17 protein-coding genes are annotated in these 16,318 nt (G+C 48.4%); 10 read left to right on the forward strand and 7 right to left on the reverse strand.

From position 1 onward, the window contains the following. A partial coding sequence (locus NG792_RS27885) for a CHAT domain-containing protein (RefSeq protein WP_261237662.1) occupies nucleotides 1-426 on the forward strand: 426 nt, incomplete at its 5' end. A gap of 204 nt (nucleotides 427-630) precedes the next feature. Then, nucleotides 631-3,279 (forward strand): beta strand repeat-containing protein, encoded by a 2,649-nt coding sequence (locus NG792_RS27890; RefSeq protein WP_261237663.1) that lies wholly within the window; start codon nucleotides 631-633, stop codon nucleotides 3,277-3,279. 283 nt (nucleotides 3,280-3,562) lie between these two features. On the opposite strand, the gene psbN is transcribed toward NG792_RS27890, so the two are convergent. Beyond that, complete coding sequence (psbN, locus tag NG792_RS27895; RefSeq protein WP_015150871.1) at nucleotides 3,563-3,703, reverse strand: photosystem II reaction center protein PsbN; 141 nt, start codon at nucleotides 3,701-3,703, stop codon at nucleotides 3,563-3,565. An 82-nt stretch (nucleotides 3,704-3,785) separates the two neighbouring features. On the opposite strand from psbN, the gene psbH reads away from it, so the two are divergent. From psbH to NG792_RS27915, 4 genes are all read left to right on the forward strand, one after another. Beyond that, nucleotides 3,786-3,989 carry a photosystem II reaction center phosphoprotein PsbH gene (gene psbH / locus NG792_RS27900; protein WP_015150870.1) on the forward strand — a complete coding sequence of 68 codons (204 nt, stop codon included), beginning with the start codon at nucleotides 3,786-3,788 and terminating at the stop codon, nucleotides 3,987-3,989. A gap of 106 nt (nucleotides 3,990-4,095) precedes the next feature. Then, a complete protein-coding gene (locus NG792_RS27905; protein WP_261201899.1) occupies nucleotides 4,096-4,365 on the forward strand; it encodes a TatA/E family twin arginine-targeting protein translocase in 270 nt (89 codons plus the stop codon). Nucleotides 4,366-4,699: 334 nt separating this feature from the next. Then, nucleotides 4,700-5,335, forward strand: a complete 636-nt coding sequence (pth, locus tag NG792_RS27910) for an aminoacyl-tRNA hydrolase (protein ID WP_261237664.1) — start codon at nucleotides 4,700-4,702, stop codon at nucleotides 5,333-5,335. Then, nucleotides 5,332-5,595 (forward strand): DUF3146 family protein, encoded by a 264-nt coding sequence (locus NG792_RS27915; RefSeq protein WP_015150867.1) that lies wholly within the window; start codon nucleotides 5,332-5,334, stop codon nucleotides 5,593-5,595. The genes pth and NG792_RS27915 overlap by 4 nt, the downstream gene beginning before the upstream one ends. Before the next feature lie 172 nt (nucleotides 5,596-5,767). On the opposite strand, the gene NG792_RS27920 is transcribed toward NG792_RS27915, so the two are convergent. Together NG792_RS27920 and NG792_RS27925 are read right to left on the reverse strand one after the other, a co-directional pair. Continuing rightward, on the reverse strand, nucleotides 5,768-6,193 hold the full coding sequence (locus NG792_RS27920) for a pre-16S rRNA-processing nuclease YqgF (RefSeq protein ID WP_261201893.1): 426 nt from the start codon (nucleotides 6,191-6,193) through the stop codon (nucleotides 5,768-5,770). A gap of 125 nt (nucleotides 6,194-6,318) precedes the next feature. After that, nucleotides 6,319-8,076 carry a DUF3084 family protein gene (locus tag NG792_RS27925; protein WP_261237665.1) on the reverse strand — a complete coding sequence of 586 codons (1,758 nt, stop codon included), beginning with the start codon at nucleotides 8,074-8,076 and terminating at the stop codon, nucleotides 6,319-6,321. 158 nt (nucleotides 8,077-8,234) lie between these two features. Here NG792_RS27925 and NG792_RS27930 point away from each other — a divergent pair, with 158 nt between their 5' ends. Further along, nucleotides 8,235-8,465 (forward strand): hypothetical protein, encoded by a 231-nt coding sequence (locus NG792_RS27930; protein WP_261201895.1) that lies wholly within the window; start codon nucleotides 8,235-8,237, stop codon nucleotides 8,463-8,465. Nucleotides 8,466-8,480: 15 nt separating this feature from the next. Here NG792_RS27930 and ntcA read toward each other — a convergent pair whose 3' ends face one another. Next, nucleotides 8,481-9,146, reverse strand: a complete 666-nt coding sequence (ntcA, locus tag NG792_RS27935) for a global nitrogen regulator NtcA (RefSeq protein WP_435387617.1) — start codon at nucleotides 9,144-9,146, stop codon at nucleotides 8,481-8,483. A 489-nt stretch (nucleotides 9,147-9,635) separates the two neighbouring features. Here ntcA and fabI point away from each other — a divergent pair, with 489 nt between their 5' ends. The 3 genes from fabI to NG792_RS27950 all read left to right on the forward strand — a co-directional run bounded on the left by fabI (nucleotide 9,636) and on the right by NG792_RS27950 (nucleotide 14,008). Beyond that, nucleotides 9,636-10,412: an enoyl-ACP reductase FabI gene (gene fabI, locus NG792_RS27940; RefSeq protein WP_261201897.1), complete on the forward strand. Its 777-nt coding sequence runs from the start codon at nucleotides 9,636-9,638 to the stop codon at nucleotides 10,410-10,412. 271 nt (nucleotides 10,413-10,683) lie between these two features. Next, complete coding sequence (hisB, locus tag NG792_RS27945; protein WP_261201898.1) at nucleotides 10,684-11,346, forward strand: imidazoleglycerol-phosphate dehydratase HisB; 663 nt, start codon at nucleotides 10,684-10,686, stop codon at nucleotides 11,344-11,346. Between the two features lie 355 nt (nucleotides 11,347-11,701). Next, complete coding sequence (locus NG792_RS27950) at nucleotides 11,702-14,008, forward strand: nitric-oxide reductase large subunit (RefSeq protein WP_261201948.1); 2,307 nt, start codon at nucleotides 11,702-11,704, stop codon at nucleotides 14,006-14,008. A gap of 90 nt (nucleotides 14,009-14,098) precedes the next feature. Here the strand turns inward: NG792_RS27950 and hisS are convergent, their stop codons facing one another. The 3 genes from hisS to pedR form a co-directional block, all read right to left on the reverse strand. Further along, nucleotides 14,099-15,388: a histidine--tRNA ligase gene (gene hisS / locus NG792_RS27955; protein ID WP_261237666.1), complete on the reverse strand. Its 1,290-nt coding sequence runs from the start codon at nucleotides 15,386-15,388 to the stop codon at nucleotides 14,099-14,101. A 73-nt stretch (nucleotides 15,389-15,461) separates the two neighbouring features. After that, the gene (locus NG792_RS27960) at nucleotides 15,462-15,740 is read right to left on the reverse strand and encodes an acyltransferase (protein ID WP_261237668.1); all 279 of its coding nucleotides are present in this window, start codon (nucleotides 15,738-15,740) and stop codon (nucleotides 15,462-15,464) included. Between the two features lie 13 nt (nucleotides 15,741-15,753). Then, entirely contained in the window at nucleotides 15,754-16,083 is a 330-nt protein-coding gene (gene pedR / locus NG792_RS27965; protein ID WP_261201928.1) for a photosynthetic electron transport-dependent transcriptional regulator PedR, read from the reverse strand. Nucleotides 16,084-16,318 lie beyond the last annotated feature (235 nt).

Genomic DNA, 16,318 nt, shown 5'->3' on the forward strand with positions numbered 1-16,318 from the left:
GCTATAACCGGCCATCGGCTAAAATCAAGCAAAACTTTTTATTTTAGCATAAAATTATTTTGCAAGAGGTCTATTGTTAAAGAGTTAGATGGCTTACTGCGCCAGAAAGAACAAGAGTTATCTCGTCCGATTGAGTTACTGGTTTTTAGTGCCTGCGAAACGGCATCGGGAGATAGTCGCGCTGCGTTAGGATTGGCAGGGGTTGCACTCAGGGCCGGTGCTCGCAGTACGATCGCCACCTTGTGGCAAGTCAGCGATGAATCAACGGCTGCTTTAATGGTACGATTTTATCAGGAATTAGCCCAGGGAGAGGGGATCACGAAAGCCGAAGCCCTCAGACGCGCTCAGGTGAGTTTGTTGCAGGAAGGACGGTATCGCACTCCCTATTTTTGGTCGCCTTATATTTTGGTGGGGAATTGGCGTTAAAGAATTGATGGGGGTCCAGCGCCAGGGGAAGCAGGCTCCGGGGGTTAATCGTCGCGATCGCCGAAGGGATGGGCCAATTTTTTTCTCGTTGGATGGAGCAATTTTGGAAAACATCACGGAGGAAATTTAATGCCTATTCACCCCTATTTTTACAGAAATAGTATGAATCCACCTAAAAATAGTTATTTTCTACTTAGGGATTTTATGAGTAGATATTTATTAAAACTATTTGTGGGTATTTTTTGGGGTTGTGCTTCCCCAGTCCAAGCTCAAATTATCCCCGATGCTACCTTGCCTGTTAATACCACCGTCATCCGCGAGGGAGGGGCGAGTATTATCAAGGGGGGAACTCAAGCTGAAGGAAATTTATTTCATAGTTTTCAAGAGTTTTCTTTACCTACGAATACTCCCGTAAGTTTTGACAATGCTCTGGATATTAAAAATATCTTTAGTCGGGTTACAGGTTCTTCTATTTCTAATATAGATGGGTTGATTCAGGTGAATGGGGGTGCAAATTTATTTTTCCTGAATCCAAATGGGATTGTTTTTGGACCGAATGCTCAATTAAATATGGGGGGTTCTTTTCTAGCTTCTACCGGCGATCGCCTTAATTTTGCCGATGGGACTTCTTTCAGTACCTTACCCACGGAACCTGTACCGTTACTCACCGTGAGCCTACCTGTGGGCTTACAAATGGGTCCCAATCCCGGTAAAATCATTGTACAGGGACCCGGAAATAATTTGAGTTTAACAGAGCCAGTTCGGGGGTCTATCTTGAGGGAAAATAGACCAACTGGCTTACAAGTTCAAAATAAAACTTTAGCGTTAATTGGGGGTGAAATTGAGCTAAATGGAGGAAATTTAAGCACTGTTGGGGGACAGATTGAACTGGGAAGTGTGGGGGCTAATAGTCAAGTTATGTTGACCGTTACATCGCCTTTCTGGGGGTTTGCATATTCAGAGGGGGGAATTTTTGGGGATATTAAGTTAACTGCTGCCTCGTTGGATACCAGTGGTGAAGGAGGAGGTCCGATCTCATTGCAAGGGCGATCGCTTTTTCTCCGGGAAGGGTCAGCCCTAATTTCCTTAACCTTGGGAAGTCAACCCGGGCAAGATATTCAGTTATTTGCTTCTGAACAAGTGGAATTCAGTGGTGCTAATTCCTTGGGGCTTCCCAGTGTGGCGATCGCAGAAGTCTTTCCCGGTGCTAGAGGAGATGGGGGTAGTTTAAAGATAGAATCTGCCCAATTTTATACTTTTGATGGAGCCTTAATTTCTGCTTCGACTCGGGGTCAAGGTAACGGAGGAAATTTAACCATTCAGGCAACTGAATCGATTAAATTTAGTGGGTTAGACATCTCGGGCGGATTCGGGGGTTTATTCGCAGAAGTTCGTTCCAATACCACTGGCAATGCAGGAATTGTGACCATAGAAACGGGTCAATTAACCCTTTTAGATGGAGCAATTATCTCAGCCACAACCTTTGGCGAAGGTTATGCAGGAATTCTGAACATTCGGGCTAGGGAATCGGTGAGCATGAGTGGGGTAGATGGGGATGGATTTGGTGCTTATATCCAGACGGGTTCAGGTTCTCTTGATGTAGAAACCGAACCCTCTGTTTCCTCTGGGATGGCAGTTCACAATTCCGTTGATACTCAGGCTGAAGTTATTCTCAATCGGGAAATTTTGGTTAATTCCGGTGCGATCGCGATTAATACAACTCAGTTAACCGTATCAGATGGAGCCGTCATTTCTTCTTCTACAGATGCCCGAGGTAATGCCGGTACTTTGACCGTTCGCGCGAGTGAATCCGTAACTTTGAGGGGGTCGGATAGTTTGGGAAACGGGAGCAAATTGGAGACCTTTGTTAATTCAGAGGTTACGGGTAATGCCGGAAGTCTCACCGTAGAAACCGGGAAATTATTACTTTTAAATGGTGCTAGTATTTCCTCTGAAACAATTGGAAATGGAAATGCTGGAGATGTGACCATTACTGCTGAACAAGTCTCTCTTTTTGATGGCTCTCAAATCCGAGTTAGCGCTAAAGGTGCGTTTTCTCCAGGGGTTCTGACGGTGAGGGCTGGTGAGATTTTACTGGACAACCAAGCGAGTTTTCTGGGTGAAACTGAATCCGGTAGCCAAGGTAACATCACGATTTTAGCAAATTCCACTCTCCTGCGCCGCAACAGCCAGATTACCACGAACGCCACAGGGAGCGCCACAGGAGGGAATATCATGTTTGATACAGCAATTCTGGGTGCTTTTGAAAATAGTGATATCAGCGCTAATTCTGAGCAATCCCAAGGAGGTATTGTCACGATTCAAGCCGAGGGGATTTTTGGAACAGAATTTCGAGTCTTAGCCAGTGATTTTACGAGTGATATTACAGCAACTGGTGCCGATTCTTCCCTGAGTGGAACCGTTAGAATTAATACCCCGGAAGTTGATCCGACCTCTGGATTAGTTGAGTTAGCTGTTAATTTAGCAGATCAGGCCCAAGAACTTGATTCTAGCTGTCGTTCCGGTCAACAGCAAAGTGAATTTATTATAACCGGGAGGGGTGGTCTTCCTCCTAATCCGATGGAAGCAATTAGTGATGAAGCCCTGTTGATGGATTTAGGACCGCAAAGGTTAGAGAGATTACCTCGGAAGGATAGCCAAATTCCTTCGGTATCTGCTGCATCCATTTTAATTGAGACCCCTTCGCCGGAGCAATTGGTAGAAGCAGAAGGATGGATTATAAATTCTCAAGGAGAAATGGAACTCGTGGCGCGAAACTCTCGGGGTACGGGACAAAATTCAATGGGTTTAGCCAAACTACCCTGTGTTTCAAATTCACCGAGTCAGATGTGAAGAATAAGAGCGGAAGATTAGGTATTAACCCTTTCTCTCTAGCCAGCCTAAATGTCGGGGAAAATTGGTTCGTGCTCTAACGGATTAATTTTATTGTCCGCAGGATTTAGAGGGAGCTATATCGGTTGATTTTGAGGGGTTGAAATGAAAGGAAGCGATCGCCTCGGTTTATTTGCTGGGGGTTGCTCTATTGCTACGGAACCTGCTTGGTTGACTCCTCGATGAGAAAACCGAGGGGCTCAATTGAACCCGGTCCAGCGCCAGGGGACGCTGGAGCCGGGGTTTAATCGTCGTGATCGTCGAAGGGATCAGCCAATTCCTTAGACGGGGGGCCGAAGGAGGTGTAGATAGAAAAGGCGGCGATCGCCACGAGGATCGCGCCAATCCCGATACTAAGAACTGTTGCCGGTTCCAGATTTTCCATATTTTGAGTAAAATTATGAGTCCGATTCCTATAGAATATTACAAAACATTAATTTTCGCCGTCCAGAATAACGAGGTGACGCATGGCACAGCAAACAAAATTGGGAAATCTACTCAGACCGTTAAATGCAGAATATGGTAAAGTCTCCCCGGGTTGGGGCACCACCCCTCTGATGGGCGTGTTCATGCTGCTATTTTTCCTGTTCTTAGTGATTATCCTGCAAATCTATAACTCTTCGTTGCTCCTCAATGGAGTCGATGTGGATTGGACCACCCTCGGGCGCTAACTTACGGCGATCGCCCCTAGAGCAGGGATCCTCGGTATCCCTGCTTTCCCGGTTTGACCGGGATTTTTTTTCTATACTAATAACCAGTGCTCTGTTGGAGGTCTGCGTGAATATCTTTGGCATGGGTTTGCCCGAAATCATGGTGATTTTGACGATCGCCCTTCTCATTTTTGGACCCAAAAAGTTGCCGGAAATCGGTCGCAGTATGGGAAAAGCGATTCGCGGATTCCAGGATGCCAGTCGGGAATTTGAAAGCGAAATCAAGCGCGAGGCGGAACAGCTTGAGGCATCCAAACCCGCTAAACCCGCTGAATCTCAGAAAGTCGCCAGTGCCGTCTCCCCCGAAGAAGCGATCCCATCCTCTGAAAAAGGCTAGGGTGTGGGTACCGATATGTGGGCAAACACCCGCACCCTGTTCTATAAGCGTTCCGTAGGAAAGGGTGGAAGCTCATCGGGCAAAACCTGCCCAGGCGGGCTAAAAGTCGGCAAATACTTGTCCCTTGTCATGCTCCATTACCAATCCTAAAATGATCCCACGAAGGAAGGGGGCGAATCCAGCCCAAGCCCCTACCTTGGCGGGATTCCTCATTTCATCCCTCCGGCTATCTCCCCCAGGGTACTATCCCAGTCTAGGTCAGGCGGCATGAACAAATCAGCAACAGCCCCGACAACCTAAACACCAAACTTTAACACCTGACTTCAAAACTGCCATGACAGCAAGCGAGACATCCGTTCCTCTGGTGATTCCTCAACTGATCGTCGGGTTGGGAAATCCAGAAGCCAAATATCACGAAACCCGCCATAATATTGGGTTCGCTGCCGTCGATATGCTCGCCCGGTCCTGGCAAATTTCTCTGTCAGAAAACCGCCGGTTTCAGGGGCTATTTGGCGAGGGTCGAGGGCCAAAAGGGAATAAAATTTACCTGCTCAAGCCCCTCACCTATATGAATCGGTCCGGGCAAGCAATTCGCGCTGTGACAGATTGGTATAAACTGCCCCCCCAATCGGTCCTGACCATTTATGATGATATGGATTTGCCTGTGGGACGCTTGCGGATGCGCCTTTCCGGTTCCGCTGGGGGTCACAATGGCATCAAATCCACGATCGCCCATTTAAGCACCCAGGACTTCCCCCGGTTACGGGTGGGAATCGGTAAACCCGGGGACGGGAAAGCAGAAACCGATACGATTTCTCATGTGTTGGGTAAATTTACCCCGGAGGAGAAACCCGTGGTATCTGAGGTGATGTATCTGGTTCGGGATGCGATCGAACTCAGTCTAAAGGAAGGCTGCGAAAAAGCGATGAGTCTTTACAATAGTCGCAGTGTGGTCGGAACAAAACCGTGAGTAGGAAGCGAGTCCCTAGAACTACTGCCCACGTTCGAGTGCTGAATCAGTCTTGGCAACGGGGGACCCTAGAAGGGGAAGTGAGTGCCGGAGATTTTAGTTGGAGTTTCCGGTGGTGTTTTCGCGTGGGTAAATTGGCGATCGAACCGTCCCAGGGACGCGCTTTAATTCAAGAACCCTTGGGACGGTTTTTAGAAAAATGCGATTATCAACTCGAACCCGGGGGAGACTATTCTTTCACCATTCGAGCGCAATTGTAGCGGGGTTACAGGGGGTTGAGGAACTTCAAAAAATAAAATATCCACAACTCACACCCTCAAGGGTGGGACTATAGGAACGAAGCCTGCCTACGCAGGCTACGAGAGTAAAGTAGGTCCTTAACAAGTGGATTTCCATGATTTATCTGTTGGAATACCCTGGAGGGATGAACATTCAATTGGGTAAGGTTGCTAAATAGCGCTCAATTAAGAGAATGGCGACGATATCATCGATCGCCCTAGGGGGTTGGCGCATTCCTTGGGGAATCAGCTTCGTCAATCCCCGAGGCGGATACATTTCCCAATAGCGATCGCGGGCTTGTAAGGTGCTGTAGCGTTCATCCACTTGCACAATGGGTAACGGGATAGACAAGGATTCGGTAATATGTTCTTGCCACTTTTTCGAGGTGGTGCGATCGCCTATCACCAGCAGGTCAACCCCAAATTGTTGAAAGAAAGATTCAATCACCGCGATCGCCTCTTCCGCCGGAACCACTTCATGCACCAACAATTTTCCCCGGCTATTCATCACCGCAATTCCACACTTTAACCGGCCCGGATCGAACCCCAAAATTACTGTTTCTGTTTGAGCGTTACCCATTGCGTTTTATCCTTTTCAACTCTCCCGATAACGGGAAACTAACCTGGCCATTACTCCAGTAATTCTTCCCTAACCTTTATTCAGATTAACCCTTAACCAACCGGGCAAACCCTCACCCTGTTCCCCTAATCTGTGCGAAACACAATTTTCCCTTCATGAAGCACCGTAAATTCTAAAGTCAGTGGACCAGAAGTATAGGTTTGACCAGCGGAAACCGCTTGAATGACACCCGGTTCATTATTGTCGGGAAGCTGCTTGATAAATTCCATCAAAGCGGCTAGACGTCCATCTCCCACTTGAATAGCATCGGTTAAAATACCCGATCGCCTTGCTCTAAAATTAGCGGCAGCTAACAATAAATTCAATTGTTCTTTAATCTGATCTTCACTCATTTGAGAGGGCCGGACCGAAGTTGTTGCCACCAGTTCCCCTTCCTTGAAGACCACCTCATTAGGCACCGCATCGGCAAAAACATTCACCTGCCGTTCACCTAACAAATAATTGGCAGCGGAGAGAATTCTGACCACATAATCTTGACCATCGTTAATTTGACCGATCAGTTGCTCCAGTTCCGTCTCTGTAATGGCGATCGCCCATTCATTCAGTTGCGTTGTTCCGGGACGAATCAAGGCGATCGCCGCCAGATTTGCTTCGGTTAACAATTGCTGGGTTGCTTCCGGTGCCGTTTCCGGGCGGATGACCCGCAGGACCCCGGAAGCTAACACCTGATTCCGGCGAATTGCCACCGTCCCTTCCCGCAACAGTTGAAAATCCCGTTCCAGACTTTGGACTTCCCCTTGGAGAAACGCTTGTTGGGTGGCTAACTGTTTCAACAACGATCGCTGCTCTGTAATCGCCGCCTCTTGGTCAGAAATCTGGCGATCGCGCTGGGCGATTTCCTCCTCCTGTAGGGTGATCGCCTGCTTTTGCTGAGCAATCTCCATTTCCTGGCTGGCGATTTCCTGCTCCTGTTTCCCTAACTCCTCTTCCTGAACGGCGATCGCCTGTTTTTGCTGGGCAATTTCTGCCGCCTGTTGAGCCATTTGCTCCTGTTGCTCCGCTATATCCCCTTCTTGAACGGCGATTTGCTGCTGCTGTTGCGCCAGTTGGCGAATTTGCTCATCCAGTTGGCTTTTCTGCTCCGTGAGTAACTGCCGTTGCTGTGCCGCTTCCTGCCGTTGTTGCTCAATCTCAGCCTGTTTAACGGCCAGTTCCCGATCGCGTTGGGCGATCGTAGCTCTAACTTGCTCCCCCTGTTCAATCAACTCCCGCCGTTCCAATTGCAGGGTGACAATATCATCCCGCAGCTTCTGCGCCTGTTGGGAAACCTCTTCAAGCTGACTTTGAGCGCGAGCGAAATTCCCTTCAATTAGACTTAGTTCGCTTGTAGCTTTCTGATAATCAGTTTGAATCCCGCTGAGTTGGTTCTGAGTTTTATTCAGTTCGCCCTGAGTCTGGTTTAGCTGAGCCTGAGTTAGGGCCTGTTTTTGGAGCGCCCCTTGCAATGAGCGATCAATCTCATTTAATTGTTGTTGCGCCACCACCTGCTGTTCTCGGGCTTGGTTGAGTTGGGCTTCCACCTGCTGTTTTTGGGTGATCACTGCGACGAGTTCCTTCTGGGCTTCTCGCAATTCTTTGAGTTTTTCATCCAGTTGAAACACCCCCACTCGCAACGATTTACTCGTGGCAAATAGGATACTCAAGGTTGAGGCAGCAATCATCAACCCGGTTACAATGGTGACCACAGTCGCGGTTTGTCGTGGGCGTAAACCAAACAGACTCAACCGGGCCTTACCGACTTTAGTACCGAGGCGATCGCCCAGGGTGGCGAGCAACCCCCCCAAGACTAAAACAGCCAGTATCAGGACGTATGCGCTCGTCATCACTTATTTAACTCCGTCCAGATCTAGCCAAGACAAAAACTTTCGGAGGTGAAACACTCTGCTAGGCCGTCCGGCAAAGCTCCGCTCTTTTGCACTATAACAGATCCAAATGCCGATCCTGATAGCAGTATTCTGCCCTTTTTTCGCTGAATGCCTGCATGGACTCAAGCTCTCACACCGGATTTTCTAACACTCGTTTCCCCATCGCCGTGCGATCGCCGGTTCTTTTCTCCCCAGTCCCCTCATCCCCTGGGTTTTGGGAAAAACAATTTCAAGCCGACTGTACCCTCAAAGAGTCCCTCCAGGGCAGAAAATCAACGGACAATTTACTCACTCTCACCCCGATCGGCGATCCCCTGATTTTCTCTGCCCTCTTTTGTCAAGATTGACCACTTTATCGGTTCTCAAGTAAATTGCTGACTCAACGCCACTGGATTATGAACGGTGATCTTCTTTTTATGAATGGAGATCATCTGTTCACAGCGCAGATCCCCCAGTAAACGGGTGACGGTGACCCGAGTTGAGCCAATTGCTTCGGCGATCGCCTGATGAGACAACTTTAAATCAATCGTAATCCCCTCGGAAGTCGGTACTCCAAAATCCCGACACAAAATCAGCAGAAAACTCACCAACCGCGACCCCATATCCCGATGGGCCAAGGTTTCAATCATCATTTCTGTCTGTAAAATCCGGGAAGATAAGCCGCGCAACATCAACATTGACAGTTCGGGGTCTTCCTTAAGCGCCTTTTCCACCTGGTCGATCGGCACCGAAAGCAACTCGACTGGGGTAAAGGCAACAGCATGATAAAAGCGGTCCGAACGATGGCCCGTAATCAGGGAGAGTACCCCAAATACACTATTTTCCCGCAGCAGGGCCACGGTAATTTCCTCTCCGGCTTCATAGACGCGGGATAGCTTAACGGCACCTTTGAGTAAAAAATAAACCCGTTCAGCGGGATCCCCAGGGAAAAAGATGGTCTTTCCTCGCTCGTAATTCTCCACCACTGGGGGAAACGATCCACTTCCCATCTGACGGAATACTGCGGCTAGCGGTCTATCTTGGGTCATTACCATATCCGTTCCTTCTAATTGTCATGGCCTATCTTCTTTTTTGATAACTTGCTAACGGTTTATTGTCATTAGCGACCCGCTCTTGTTAGAGTTCTCTGACTTTTGTACTCTACATTACTTAAACGGACCATTCGCGGTTTTTTTGTGCTTGGGGATACAGAATTGCGACCAGTTGGCTGATCCCTGGATAAAATATTCCCATCTCCGATTCCCGCCGAGTTGTCACCCCCAAACCCACCCCACCCAGAATGGCGATCGGCTAATAGCCCCGTTTCAGAGTCCCCGGTTGTGATTCAATCAAATTGGGGAACAGACCCAGGGCGGTAGACTTGTCCGAGTCAATCCTCTGGTCTTATGGCTGCAACCGTAGCCCGTCCACCGCCATCAGGGGCGACTGCTCTTTTGGGGACAGCCCTGTGATCCCGCCAGCCTCACCCTGGGGCCGAACCCGTACTACTGAGTAATTTTTACTAGAATAAACCCTCCATGCTAGATTTAACAGGAAAAAACGCCTTAGTCACCGGAATTGCTAACAACCGTTCCATCGCTTGGGGTATCGCCCAACAACTCCACAAAGCTGGGGCCAATCTCGGCATCACCTATCTCCCGGATGAAAAGGGCCGTCAAGAAAAAAAAGTCAAGGAATTAGTCGAACCCCTCAACCCCAGTTTGTTCGTCCCCTGCAACGTTCAAGATGACGCCCAAATTCAAGCCACCTTCGACACCATCCGCGAAACCTGGGATAAAATCGACATCCTGATCCACTGCCTCGCCTTTGCCGGTAAAGAAGAACTCTCCGGAGACTTTAGCAACACCTCCCGCGAAGGCTTTACCCGCGCCTTGGATATTAGTTCCTACTCCCTGGTTTCCCTAGCTGCTGCCGCCAAACCCCTAATGACCGAAGGAGGCAGCATTGTCACCCTCACCTACCTCGGTGGCGTCCGAGTCATCCCGAACTACAACGTCATGGGGATTGCCAAAGCTGCCTTAGAAATGAATGTCCGCTACCTCGCCGCCGAATTGGGACCCCAAAATGTCCGTGTCAATGGCATCTCTGCCGGTCCCATCCGGACCCTTGCCTCTTCTGCCGTCGGTGGTATCCTGGATATGATTCACCATGTGGAAGAAATGGCCCCCCTCCGTCGCACTGTTACCCAAACTGAAGTCGGCAATACCGCTGCATTCCTCTGTAGCGACTTATCCAGCGGTATCACGGGTCAAATCATCTATGTGGATTCCGGCTACTGCATCATGGGAATGTAATCCCTGAAGAATTGAGAATTTACTGATTAAAACTAAGGCTTCCATTCCCAAAAGCCCCCTTAAAAAGAGGGTTCTAAAAGCCCCCCGGGGCTCAAACATTTATTCCTCTGGCTTCCCCCTTCTTAAGGGGGACAGGAGGAGGATAATCAGGGGGGTTGGGGGGATCTCTTCTCTATTATTCAAACCCTCTCTCTTAATTTTTCAAGGTTTCCCCGCAGACAAGATAAGATCGGAATCGAGACTATTTTTGCGATCGCAACCCTTGCCAATTATGCAGACAAGTATTAGCCGCACCTCCTCCGAAACTCTCCCAAATGCTGAATCCGAACAAAATTTAGGCCAACTTTCTCGGATCTCCACTGTCCGACGCACCACTGGGGAAACTGATGTCCATGTGACGATTAATCTCGATGGTCAAGGGAACTGTACCGCTGCGACTGGTGTACCGTTTCTCGACCATATGTTACATCAAATTGCCTCTCACGGCTTGATTGATCTGGATGTAAAAGCCACCGGGGATATAGAAATTGATGACCATCATACCAATGAAGATGTGGGGATTACATTAGGTCAAGCCTTGGGTAAAGCCCTTGGCGATCGCAAAGGTATCGTCCGGTTTGGTCACTTTGTCGCCCCTCTAGATGAAGCCTTGATTCAAGTCGCCCTCGACTTTTCCGGTCGCCCTCACTTAAGCTATGGTTTAGACATTCCCACCCAGCGCGTCGGCACGTATGACACCCAATTAGTGCGGGAATTCTTCGTGGCGATCGTCAATCACGCCCAAATGACCCTACATATCCGCCAACTCGACGGCATTAATTCCCATCACATCATCGAAGCCACCTTTAAAGCCTTCGCCCGCAGTCTGCGCATGGCAACCGAAATTGACCCCCGTCGCGCCACCACCATCCCCAGTTCTAAAGGCGTCCTCTAACTTCCCCCCAGTTCAACCTCTCGACTTGCTGTCGTTATCCCTCGTTGCTTGTTGTAACGGGGGTTTCTATCATACCCCTTAAACTCTTATACAATAATCCTGCATCTCTTCTCCTCTTCATACCCAACCCAAATAGAGGAGGGATTTATTTTCTCCCTCTGCCCATAATTTCTTACATTTATTGACAGGTTTATGGAATTTGTCAACACCAAATGGATAGAAATTATCAATATTTTTGCCCTTAAAATATTTCAGCCAAAATATAAAGTTTTATAAACTCGTCAATTTTCAGTTAAATTCGCTACCATCGAGCTAGTTGAAAATCATTCATCAATAAATTGGGGGAAATATTGCAATGGCAGATTCAACCCTATTAGATGCCAAAGGTGCAATCAGTCCTGTCAGGCGACAACTCACCTTACCCGCCTGGTTAGCCCTGATTTGTATCATTGCCTTTAGTGTATTACTGTGGGCAGGGGCGGTCATTTCCAAAAATGCCCCACCCGTTCCTGACATCGTGCGATCGGCGAATCAAGAAATCCTCGTCACCCAAGCTAACATTCAATCCGGACAGGAAATCTACCTCTCTCGTGGAGGACAGGATATTGGCAGCATCTGGGGACATGGCAGCTACCTCGCCCCGGACTGGACCGCCGATGTCTTACATCGCTGGGGTTTAGCCACCGCTGGCATATTATACAACAACAATCCCAGCTTTTCTCAAAAGGATTTACAAGCATTACCGGCCCCTGAACGCGCCAGTTTGCAAGCGCGAGTCAGTGAACAATTTAAAACTAATCGGTATAGTCCGGAAACCCACGAACTCCTGTTAACTGAGGCTCAAAGTCAAGGACTCCAAGAGGTTTTTAAAGACTATCACGAACTCTTAGCCAAAGGGTCGGCAATTCACTCCATTCCCTCCGGTTGGTTCAAAGATGATAGCCAAATTCACGATGTAACAGCCTTCTTTGCCTGGACATCTTGGGCAGCATCCGCAAATCGGCCCAATGCACCTTTTTCCTATACGGCAAATTGGCCTCATGATGATTTAATTGGCAACCAACCTCCGGCCCAATTTCTCATCTGGTCCATCGTTTCCATCATCATTTTAATTGCCGGAATGGGGATTTTTCTCTTCATCTATTTAAAAGAAGAGGAGGACGAAGTATTACCCGTTCCCGCCCGTCCTGCTGTACGAATTCCCACCCCCAGCCAGAAGGTTACCTCGTTATTTTTTGGCGTAGCAATGGCACTGTTTCTGGTGCAAATCATGATGGGAATGTTTACCGCCCATTATGCTGTAGAAGGGGAAGGATTTTATGGGATTCCCCTTAACCTCTATCTCCCTTATGCGGCTACGAGAACTTGGCATTTACAACTGGCAATTTTCTGGATTGCTACCTGTTGGTTAGCCGCTGGACTCTATTTTGCTCCTCGATTTAGTGGCTATGAACCGAAAGGACAAGCCCTCGGTAATAGCATCTTATTAGGGGCATTAACCGTCGTGGTTGTTGGTTCCCTCATCGGGTCTTGGTCAGCGGTGCAAGGGCTATTCAGCGTCAAAAATAGCTTCTTGTGGGGACATCAAGGCTATGAATATATCGAACTAGGACGAGTTTGGCAAATCCTGCTCATTGTCGCGATGATATTCTGGCTGTGGTTACTGTATCGCGGATTTAAACCGGCTTTACAAAAGGAAAAAAGCCCAACCGGATTGAGTCACTTTTTCCTGTATAGCGCCATCACGATTCCCCTGTTTTATTCCGTGGGATTGATGTACACCAATCACACGCCCTTGAGTATTGCTGAGTATTGGCGCTGGTGGGTAATTCATCTTTGGGTTGAAGGATTTTTCGAGGTGTTTGCTACGGTTGTGATTGCCTATTTATGCAGTGAATTAGGCTTTTTACGTCGGTCATCGGCCCTGCGTGCTACCTATTTAACCACCCTGTTATATTTAGGCAGCGGTGTAATTGGAACCCTGCATCACCTCTACTTTTCTGGAACTCCTTCCTTTATTGCGGCGATCGGGTCCGTCTTTTCTGCCCTAGAAGTCGTCCCGTTAACCCTGATAGGCTTTGAAATTTTAAAAACCTTAAAATTGTCCAAAGAAGCCGAAGGATTTTATCGCTGGCCCTTGCGATTTTTCATTGCCACTTGTATCTGGAATCTAATCGGTGCAGGCGTGTTTGGATTCTTGATTAATCCACCGATTGTGCTGTATTATTCCCAAGGAATCAATACCACCCCAATTCATGCTCACGCCGCCTTATTTGGGGTCTATGGTTGCTTGGCGATCGCCCTCATGCTGTTTGCCTTGCGCGAGTTCGTCCCTGATGACGCGTGGGACGATCGCTGGATTAAATTCGCATTTTGGGCCATTAATGGCGGATTAGTCATCATGCTCATCTTTGGCTTAATTCCTAACGGATTTTATCAACTCGCACAATCCGTAGAATACGGAACCTGGTACGCCCGAAGTGCTGAAGTCATCACTTCCCCCTGGATGCGCTGGACCGTCTGGCTAAGGATACCCGGTGATATTATTTTCGCCTTGGGAACCGTATCCATGTTTATCTTTACCATGAAGGCAATTTTTGCCGTCTTCCAGTTCCCGGTTAAAACCTATCCCGCTAAAGAATTTCAACCGATTGAGAAATGATTTTTAACCACAGATTTCACAGATTTGCACAGAGATTTTATCAGTGTTAATCTGTGTAATCTGTGGTTTTTTCTACACAATTTTGAACATTTAGTGCGGATTTGGGGTTTGTAATTGTTGGCGCAATTGGTCAGGGTTGGCTAAGAGGTCCGCTTGGGTTATGGCTGTTTGTTCTCCAGTTGCTAACCATTTGATTTGGACGGTTTGATTCTGGGCTTCTTCATCCCCTAAAATCAAGCAGGCAGAAGCACCCGAGCGATCGCCTCGTTTGAACTGTTTGCCAAAGGCACTGCCGCTTAAATCCACTTCGGCGCTAAATCCGGCATGACGCAATTTTTGGGCTAAGACTAAAGCATTTTCTTCCGCCTGTTCCCCCCGGGAAACAACATAAAAATCTAAGGGAGTCGGGGGAAGGGTATCCAGTTGTTGCAGCAGGATAATTAACCGTTCTAAACCGATCGCCCAGCCGACAGCAGGGGTATCCGGTCCCCCCAATTGGCTGACCAAATTATCATACCGTCCACCGCCACAGACCGTTGCTTGTGCGCCTAAATCATCAGAAATGATTTCAAAAGCAGTATGACTATAATAATCTAATCCCCTCACCAAGCGATGATTCAATTGATAGGGAATTCCTAATTGAGTTAACAGGTTTTGAACGCGCTCAAAGTGCCGTTTTGAATCGTCGCAGAGATAGTCTCCCAGCTTCGGCGCATCTTGGACAATTTCTCCAGTCCGTTTATCTTTACTGTCTAAAATGCGCAGGGGATTGCGGGTGAGTCGGTCCTGGGAATCCGGGTCTAATTCAGCTTGATAGGGGGTGAGATAGGCAATTAAAGCCTCTCTATAGCGTTGTCTGTCTTCGCTATTGCCAACGGAATTCAAGTCTAGGTGCAGGTTTTTCAGTCCCAAGGTTTGCAGAATATCCGTGGCGATCGCGATCGCCTCCACATCTGCACGGGGGTCCGCAGTACCCAGGACCTCCACCCCCACTTGATGAAATTGGCGCTGCCGTCCCGCCTGGGGTCGTTCATACCGAAACATCGGTCCGGTGTACCACAACCGTTGCACCCCCCCAGCCGCGTGCAGTTTCTGCTCAATATAGGCGCGGACCACTCCGGCGGTGCCTTCGGGACGCAGGGTCATGGAGTAGGGTTTTTTTCCCCGACTCTGGAAGCTGTACATTTCCTTACCCACGACATCCGTCGCTTCCCCAATTCCCCGTTCAAATAGGGACGTCAGTTCAAAAACTGGCGTCCGAATTTCTCGATAGCTGGCTTTGCCGAGGATTTCTCGGACAACGGCTTCTACTTTTTGCCAATAGCCTACCTCTGCTGGCAGGATGTCTCGGGTTCCTCGTAATGCTTGAATTGCGCCCATTGCTTCGTTTTCGATTGCTGCTATTTCCCAGATAAAATCAGCCCATATTGGCGATTCTATAACCCAAAATATCCTAGGAATTCCGACGATGGCGATCGCGGTAATATCCTAGGATTTGTTCCACCCGTTGACCTGCCATCGGTTCCGCATCCGGTCCATACTGGATTAATAGTCCAGCGATTTGGCTGTCAAAATAATTAAACACTGCGGCAGTTTGGGGAATCAGTTCAACTTCTACCCCTTGAACCTGCCGCAGATGCGCTGCCAATTCTCGATACACCGTTAATGGCAGTCCTGGGATTTCATATTGAACCGAATTGTCTTCGGTTCCCGCAGTTTTTAACTCTTCCATGTTTAATGACGGCTTAGCCTAGGTCCTCAATTTCTGGATTGTCTTCAATATATTCATGAACAGGTTCGGGTTGCGGTTCTTCGTCGGTTAATTGAGGTAAGGTACAGCAGTTAACATCATCTATGCAAACCTTACCAGACTGTAAGGCCCATCTGACTAATGCCACACGGTTCGCTGTTTTGGTTTTGTTCAGAATATTGCTGATATGGTTATCCACCGTCCTCTTGCTAATTTCTAGCGATTCTGCTATATCCTGATTGGTCAAACCAGATGCTACCAGTTCAATCACCTGTAGCTCTCGCTCCGAAAGGGTTACATGGGTCTGAGAGTCCCCGCCAGTCATAAGCATTTCCTATCTCTGTATATCTACCTATATTGTACTGATTCTATCGGAAATCTGTCTCAAATCTCATGGATTTTACGCTTAATTTGTCTTTTAGTCATCTGGAGGCAGGTGGGGGATGGGGGAGATGGGGAGGATGGGGAGGATGGGGAGGATGGGGAGGATGGGGAGGATGGGGGAGATGGGGAGGATGGGGAGGATGGGGAGGATGGGGAGGATGGGGAGGATGGGGAGG

Origin of the sequence: Laspinema olomoucense D3b (assembly GCF_025370785.1) — a bacterium.
Classification (GTDB): Bacteria; Cyanobacteriota; Cyanobacteriia; order Cyanobacteriales; family Laspinemataceae; genus Laspinema; species Laspinema olomoucense.

Excerpts from the sequence above, each read along its gene's own strand:
- psbN (WP_015150871.1), bottom strand. The coding sequence starts at position 3,703 with ATGGAAAATCTGGAACCGGCAACAGTTCTTAGTATCGGGATTGGCGCG.
- hisS (WP_261237666.1), bottom strand. The coding sequence starts at position 15,388 with ATGGGCGCAATTCAAGCATTACGAGGAACCCGAGACATCCTGCCAGCA.
- NG792_RS27925 (WP_261237665.1), bottom strand. The coding sequence starts at position 8,076 with ATGACGAGCGCATACGTCCTGATACTGGCTGTTTTAGTCTTGGGGGGG.
- psbH (WP_015150870.1), top strand. The coding sequence starts at position 3,786 with ATGGCACAGCAAACAAAATTGGGAAATCTACTCAGACCGTTAAATGCA.
- NG792_RS27930 (WP_261201895.1), top strand. The coding sequence starts at position 8,235 with ATGGACTCAAGCTCTCACACCGGATTTTCTAACACTCGTTTCCCCATC.
- hisB (WP_261201898.1), top strand. The coding sequence starts at position 10,684 with ATGCAGACAAGTATTAGCCGCACCTCCTCCGAAACTCTCCCAAATGCT.
- NG792_RS27920 (WP_261201893.1), bottom strand. The coding sequence starts at position 6,193 with ATGGGTAACGCTCAAACAGAAACAGTAATTTTGGGGTTCGATCCGGGC.
- pth (WP_261237664.1), top strand. The coding sequence starts at position 4,700 with ATGACAGCAAGCGAGACATCCGTTCCTCTGGTGATTCCTCAACTGATC.
- pedR (WP_261201928.1), bottom strand. The coding sequence starts at position 16,083 with ATGACTGGCGGGGACTCTCAGACCCATGTAACCCTTTCGGAGCGAGAG.
- fabI (WP_261201897.1), top strand. The coding sequence starts at position 9,636 with ATGCTAGATTTAACAGGAAAAAACGCCTTAGTCACCGGAATTGCTAAC.
- ntcA (WP_435387617.1), bottom strand. The coding sequence starts at position 9,146 with ATGACCCAAGATAGACCGCTAGCCGCAGTATTCCGTCAGATGGGAAGT.
- NG792_RS27960 (WP_261237668.1), bottom strand. The coding sequence starts at position 15,740 with ATGGAAGAGTTAAAAACTGCGGGAACCGAAGACAATTCGGTTCAATAT.
- NG792_RS27950 (WP_261201948.1), top strand. The coding sequence starts at position 11,702 with ATGGCAGATTCAACCCTATTAGATGCCAAAGGTGCAATCAGTCCTGTC.
- NG792_RS27890 (WP_261237663.1), top strand. The coding sequence starts at position 631 with ATGAGTAGATATTTATTAAAACTATTTGTGGGTATTTTTTGGGGTTGT.